Genomic DNA, 6,496 nt, shown 5'->3' with positions numbered 1-6,496 from the left:
CCGCCGGCAAGGAGGCCAGCGGCACCGGCAACATGAAGTTCATGATGAACGGCGCCCTGACCGTTGGCACCCTGGACGGTGCCAACGTGGAGATGCACGACCTGCTGGGGGACGAGAACATGTTCCTCTTCGGTCTGCGGGCAGACGAGGTGGAGCAGCTGAAGCGGGAAGGCTATGTGCCCCAGCGGCTGTACAACCGGGACCCGGTGCTTCACCGGTGCCTGGACGCGCTGCGGACCGGCTTCCGGGACGGTGTCCGGTACGACGACCTGTACCAGCGGCTGCTGTTCGGCGCCGGGGGCAGCCCCGCGGACGAGTACTTTTTGCTGGCGGACTTCCAGGCATACTGCCAGGCGGAAAAGCGCATGGCGGAGACCTATCGGGACCAGACGGCCTGGAATCGCATGAGCCTGCACAACATCGCCCGCAGTGGCGTGTTCGCCGCCGACCGGGCTGTGGCGGAGTATGCCGACAACATCTGGCACGTGCCCCACAAGTGATCCGATCTGAGAAAAACGCAGAAAACCGGAAACGGCTCAGCCGTTTCCGGTTTTCGAGATCCCGCTCCTGCGCGGGGCGCATGATTTTTGAAAAACTTTCGGACTGGGTGAGATATTTCACCCCAGTGAGGGATATTCCCGATAGAAAGGCCTTTCCGGGCGGCGCTGCCGCCCATCCCAACAGCAAGGTGTGATGAGATTGACAGACGCGGCATTCGAGGGGGCGGTGGAGCGCTATGGCGACACCGTGTTCCGGCTGGCATACAGCTATTTGAAAAACCGCGCCGACGCGGAGGACGTGATGCAGGAGACGCTGCTGAAGCTCTATCTGGAGCGAAAGCCCTTCCGGTCGCCGGAGCATGAGCGGTACTGGGTCGTCCGGGTGGCGGTGAACGAGAGCAAGAAGCTGCTCCGCTCTCCGTGGCGCAGGCGGACCGGGCCTCTGGAGGAGGCCGGGGAGCCGGTGTTCGACACGCCGCAGCAGAGTGAGCTCTACCAGCACGTGATGGGCCTGCCGCCCAAATACCGGGCCGCGGTGTATCTCTACTACTACGAAGACTGCTCCGTACAGGAGATCGCGGCGGCCATGGGGGCCAATCCGTCCACCGTGCAGACCTGGCTCATGCGGGCCAGGGGGAAGCTGAAACTGATCTTACAGGAGGCAGAGTCATGATCGACAAGAGACTGTACCAGGAGACCTTTTCCCATCTCCGTGCCTCCGACCAAGCCAAACAGGAGGTTTTTCAGAAAATGCAGGAGATGAAGCACAGAAAGCGGATGCCCCGGGTCCTGCGGGGCGCGGCCATTGCCGCTGCCATGGTGATGGCGCTGGCCGTCACCGCCGGGGCAGTGAACGTGGCCACGGACGGGGAGTTCTTCCGGCAGTTCACCATCGTCTGGACATCCGGAAATCAGTACCTAGCCCAGGATAACCAGGGCAACGAGGTGTATGTCACCGTGGCGGCCGGGGAGCCGGTCACCAAGGAGAACGGCCGGCTGATCCTCCACGCTCAGGGTGAGGAGATTGACATCACCGAGGCCATGGAGACCGCGGGTGCCTATCACTACGCCTACGATATGGATGTGGTGCATGAGGACGGCAGCCGGGAGACCCGGACCGTCACCATTGACGTCACTGGCGACCTGGACCGGTGGACTGTGTCCCAGGACAACGGGGACGGCACCAGCTATGAGACTGTCAGCGGCGACAACGGGCTTACAGAGTTTTCCGGCACCATGACCGGGCAGGCAGCAGATCACTTTACCGCGGACCTGCCCGATGCCGACGAGAGCAGCGTGGTCGAGGCAAAAGCACAGGAGATTGCCCCGGCAGATTGAAGAAACCTGAAAAACGCGGACAGGGAGCTCTCCCTGTCCGCGTTTCAGCGTTCCTTGCTGAGACCCAGCAGGTAGTCCGTACTGACCCCGTAGTATTTGCTCAACGTGATCAGATGATGGATCGGAAGCTCGTTGGCCCCGCGCTCATAGCGGGCGTACATCGTCTGGGATGTTCCGAGCACCTCCGCGATCTGGGTTTGGGTCTTGTCAGCATCTTCCCGCAGGTCCCGCAAAATGCGTACATAATCCATTCCGCCGTTCACGTGGCACCTCCGTATCCGCTCTGGAGCTTTCTGGTTCTTACAATGTACCATAAAATTTGTGAATCTTACGGGGCACAATACAAAATTTTACTACAATTATAAGACAAATTTACTCAAAAAACGGAGGAATACGGGGAAATGCGAACATATTCCGGGACTGCTTTTCTCCGGGAGAGCAAGGAGCGGCCGGGCGGAGCGGCTCCGCCTGGACGGGCGTTTTCCTTGACAGTGCTTTACAAAAGCGTATTTTCCATATATAATAATACCCGGTTCCCCCGGCGCAGTCCATAGGAAGCCCGGAGAAAAGAAAAATTTTGACGGCAGAGCAATCTGCCTGCGGACCCCAGAAGGAGGACCCGGCTGACTATGAGCAACCGAAAAAAGAGAGAGGCCCTGCCCCGCGACCTGGAAATCCGGGGGGCTGAGATATTTGGAAAGCACCTGTCGCCGGAAAAGCAGCGGGCGCTGCTGATCGTGACGCTGACGGCCTGCGCCCTGCCAATGATCCTGGGCGTGCGGATGTGGGACCGGATCCCGGAGATTGTGGAGACCGGCCTGATCGGCCCCGGCGGCCAGGATGACTCCCTGCCCCGGTGGGCGGTGGCGCTCCTCCTGCCCGGTTTGATGTGCCTGCTGGAGGCTGTCGCGCAGTTCATGCTGCTGCAGTATCAAAAGCGGATGAAGATCCCACCGGCGTTTAACCGGCTCATGGGGCGCTGGGGCTTTCCAACCATTTCCCTGCTGTTCTGCAGCGGCGCCATTTTGGAGACTTCCGGCCAGGGGCTAAGTCTGAACTTCTACACGCCCTGCATTCTGGGTCTGGTGCTGATGCTGCTGGGCTCCCACATGTTCGACTGCACGGAGGATGCCAAGCTGGCCCTGCGGTTCTCCTTTACGGTAAACAATCCGCCGTTGTGGAAAGAGGTCCACCGGTTTGCCGGCTGGCTTTGGATGCTGGCGGGCCTGGTGGTGGCCGCCGGCGCTATGGTGACCAGCGAGACCACGTTCTTCTCAGCCCTGCTGGCACTGGTAGTCCTGGTAGTGCCCATGATCTACGGGCGCAGCCGCGCCGGCCAGGCCAACGGATAAACGAAAGAGGAAGAGAGCCATGGAATTTACGGAAGGCGTCCGGTTCGACAGCCTGCACCTGTCGCCGGAGATCATACGCGCCATTGAAAAACGCAACATTGAGGTGTCCACCCCGGTCCAGGCAGGCTGCATCCCGCCTATGATGGACTGGCAGGATGTGATCGCCAAGGCCCCCACCGGCACCGGCAAGACCTTTGCCTACGGCATCCCCATCGTGGAGCATGTGGACCCGGAGGACGAGAGCGTCCAGGCGGTAATCCTGGCCCCCACCCGGGAGCTGGCCATCCAGATCACCGACGAGATTCGGGACCTGGCAGCCTTCAAGCCCGGCGTGCGGACGGTGTGCCTCTATGGCGGCGCCCCCATCGGCCGGCAGATCGACACGCTGAAGAAGCACCCCCAGATCGTGGTGGCCACGCCGGGACGGCTTTCCGACCACATGAAGCGCCGCACCGTCCGGGTGGACACGGCGCAGACCGTGGTGCTGGACGAGGCGGACCGGATGCTGGACATGGGCTTCATCCATGACGTGACCCGCCTGCTGGACAAGATGAACAAGCGGAAGAACCTGGGACTCTTCTCCGCCACTATCTCCCGGGAGGTCATGGACATCGCCTGGGTGTACCAGCGGGACGCGGCGGAGATTACCGTCCGGGAGGATGAGCAGAACAAGCCGGACATCAAGCAGTTCCGCATGGACGTGCCCCACGACGGTAAGGCAGACGCCATTGAAAAGATTCTGAAGGAGACGGGTTTCGACCGGTGCATGGCCTTCTGCAACACCAAGGGCTCCACAGAGCGGATCACCAAGTTCCTGCAGATGCGGGGCATCGACGCGGAGTGCATCCACGGCGATATTCCCCAGCGGAAGCGGGAGCAGGTGATGGAGAAGTTCCGCCGGGGCGAGCTGCGGGTGTTCGTCTCCACCGACGTGGCGGCCCGTGGCATCGACGTGGATGATGTGGACATCGTGTTCAACTGCGACGTGCCGGACGAAAACCAGGACTACGTCCACCGGATCGGCCGGACCGGCCGGGCCAGGCGGCAGGGCGTGGCAGTGACTTTCATCTCCGACTATCCTGCCAAGATGCGGATCGACGACATCGCCCAGAAGACCCGGAACGAGATCGTTCCGGTGAAGTTCGACGAGGACGGCCGCCTGACCACAGCGTGAAAACGGCTTTGAACGCCGGACGCGGAAATCCGCGCCCGGCGCTTTTCACGCCACTGGTTCCGGCTGGGAGACAGGGCATTTTCGAGTTCTTGCTGTGATTTGTGAATAAATTTTTAATTTTGTAATTATTTGTTACTTTTTGAGGGCTCGTAACTTTACAAGCTGCCTGATAATCTTTATAATAGACCAGGTCCTTTGATATGCAGGGGTGCCCGGCAGGGGTGCCCGTTTTAGACTCCAGAGCGGGAGGAACGACGATATGAAGAATTGGAAGCGCCGGTGGGCGCTGTTCTTGGCGGCGGCGCTGCTGGCTCTCAGCCTGACCGGCTGCGGCGGAAGCGGGGAGGGGCCGGCCCTCTCCGTCTGCGTGGGCGGCGCGCCGGAGGAGCTGGATCCCATCTACGCCACAGAGACGGCGGACCAGACCGTCCTGGTCCACCTGTATGAAAATCTGATGCGGAAAACAGGAGACGGCTCCGGCGGGACCACGGTGACGAACGGCGCAGCCAAGAGCGTCAGTACGGAGGAGAATGCCGACGGCACCGTGACCTGGACCTTCAAGCTGCGGAAGGCCGAGTGGTCCGACGGCCGGGCGGTCCGGGCCGGGGACTTTGTCTTTGCCTGGCAGCGGCTGGCCGATCCGGCCAACGATTCCCCCAGCGCGTCGCTGCTGTCCGTGGTAGCAGGCTACGACGCCGTGCGGGAGACCGGCGACGTGTCGCTGCTGCAGGTGACGGCGGAGGATGACAGCACCCTGGTGGTGGTGCTGAACGGAAAGTTCGACTGGTTTTTGACGGAGGTCTGCACTGCGCCCGCCACCATGCCTCTGCGGCAGGACTTGCTGCAGGAGGAGACCGCTGCCGCTGACGGGGAGACCGCCGAAGCAGCGGCGGAGCCGGCGGAGGCGGCCCCTTGGTGGAACGACCTTACGGGCCTTGTGACCAACGGGCCGTATCAGGTGAGCGGGTATGAGGCTGGTGAGGCGCTGACCCTGGAGGCCAGCGAGACCTACCGCAACAGTTTCTCCGGGCCGCAGACCCTGACGTTCCGATTTGCGGAGACCGCAGAGGCGGGACAGGACCTCTACGACGCCGGGGAGGTGGATTTCCTGGGCATCCTCCCGGCGGAGCAGCTGACGGCCTTGATCGAGGCGGAGAGCCGGACCCTGGCGCGGGAGCTGAGCGTTCAGGCGGTGGTGTTCAACTGCGCGCAGGATACGCTGATGGATGCCCGGGTCCGTCGGGCGCTGACTCTGACGGCGGACCGTTCTGCCGCTGCTGAGGCGGCGGGCGCCACGGCGTATGCCGCTGAGGGCCTGATCCCTCCCGGCGTGCCGGGGAGCGGGGAGCAGGATTTCCGTACAGATGGCGGCGTGCTGCTGGACAACGACCCCGCGCACCGGGACGAGCTGGCGGAGGAGGCCCGCGGCCTGCTGGCGGAGGCCGGATACGCCGACGCCCGGGACCTGGGGGAGCTGGAATATCTCTACGTGGACGAGGGGAACGGCGCCGCCGTGGCCCAGGCGCTGGTAGACGCCTGGCAGAGCGCCCTGGGCCTCCAGGTGACGGCCCGCGGCGTCAGCCGGGAAGAGCTGGACACCGCCCTGCAGGAGGGGACCTTCACCCTGGCAGGAACGGAGATCCGGGCTTTGGGCAACGATGCGGAGTGCTTTTTGATGCAGTGGGGCTCCGATAAGCCGGAGAACCTGGGTAAATACGCCAACAGCGCCTATGATACCCTGCTGTCGGTCATCGCCGGCGCGGAGGAGGGGGAGGCCCGGATGGGTTGCCTCCACGATGCGGAGGCCCTGCTGCTAGAGGAGGGGGCCGCGGCGCCCCTCTACACCAGCGTGACGGGCTGGACACTGCGGGACGGCTTCTCCGGTGTCCAGCGGGACGCCCGGGGGTGGTTCAGCTTCGCAGCCGCTGGCAGGACCGCCTGAGATGAGCCGGAGACGGCGCCCTGAGGGCGCCGTCTTTTTTGTGCCCCCGGCGGGCCGCAGTGCCGCTGATAGCAGACATAAGACCTGCTGAAATAGACAAAGCGCCCCATCAGCCAGGCTCAAAATATGACGGCGGGATAAAATTGACAAATCCGGGCTGGAAGCCGTTGCAACCGGCGGCGGGGTTGGT

Annotated in this window: 7 protein-coding genes; 6 read left to right on the top strand and 1 reads right to left on the bottom strand. The window is 62.9% G+C overall.

From position 1 onward, the window contains the following. The 3 genes from QVE23_RS03480 to QVE23_RS03470 all read left to right on the top strand — a co-directional run. The coding region (locus QVE23_RS03480) for a glycogen/starch/alpha-glucan phosphorylase (RefSeq protein WP_287967578.1) at positions 1 to 500 on the top strand (500 nt) is incomplete at its 5' end. A gap of 193 nt (positions 501 to 693) precedes the next feature. Continuing rightward, complete coding sequence (locus QVE23_RS03475) at positions 694 to 1,173, top strand: RNA polymerase sigma factor (RefSeq protein WP_021748116.1); 480 nt, start codon at positions 694 to 696, stop codon at positions 1,171 to 1,173. Then, positions 1,170 to 1,838 (top strand): hypothetical protein, encoded by a 669-nt coding sequence (locus QVE23_RS03470; RefSeq protein ID WP_025544070.1) that lies wholly within the window; start codon positions 1,170 to 1,172, stop codon positions 1,836 to 1,838. Before QVE23_RS03475 ends, QVE23_RS03470 begins: the two co-directional genes overlap by 4 nt. A gap of 44 nt (positions 1,839 to 1,882) precedes the next feature. On the opposite strand, the gene QVE23_RS03465 is transcribed toward QVE23_RS03470, so the two are convergent. After that, complete coding sequence (locus QVE23_RS03465) at positions 1,883 to 2,089, bottom strand: helix-turn-helix domain-containing protein (RefSeq protein WP_021748114.1); 207 nt, start codon at positions 2,087 to 2,089, stop codon at positions 1,883 to 1,885. 378 nt (positions 2,090 to 2,467) lie between these two features. Here QVE23_RS03465 and QVE23_RS03460 point away from each other — a divergent pair, with 378 nt between their 5' ends. The 3 genes from QVE23_RS03460 to QVE23_RS03450 all read left to right on the top strand — a co-directional run bounded on the left by QVE23_RS03460 (position 2,468) and on the right by QVE23_RS03450 (position 6,306). Continuing rightward, positions 2,468 to 3,190, top strand: a complete 723-nt coding sequence (locus QVE23_RS03460) for an SdpI family protein (protein ID WP_021748112.1) — start codon at positions 2,468 to 2,470, stop codon at positions 3,188 to 3,190. 19 nt (positions 3,191 to 3,209) lie between these two features. Then, positions 3,210 to 4,364 carry a DEAD/DEAH box helicase gene (locus QVE23_RS03455; protein ID WP_273481748.1) on the top strand — a complete coding sequence of 385 codons (1,155 nt, stop codon included), beginning with the start codon at positions 3,210 to 3,212 and terminating at the stop codon, positions 4,362 to 4,364. A 259-nt stretch (positions 4,365 to 4,623) separates the two neighbouring features. Next, the gene (locus tag QVE23_RS03450) at positions 4,624 to 6,306 is read left to right on the top strand and encodes a peptide ABC transporter substrate-binding protein (protein WP_136891010.1); all 1,683 of its coding nucleotides are present in this window, start codon (positions 4,624 to 4,626) and stop codon (positions 6,304 to 6,306) included. The last annotated feature ends 190 nt before the right edge of the window (positions 6,307 to 6,496 follow it).

Source organism: Oscillibacter sp. KLE 1728, assembly GCF_934833455.1.
GTDB lineage: Bacteria > Bacillota > Clostridia > Oscillospirales > Oscillospiraceae > Oscillibacter > Oscillibacter welbionis.
The sequence above is the reverse complement of the archived record's forward strand: the minus strand, read 5'-3'. Positions and strand labels throughout refer to the sequence as shown.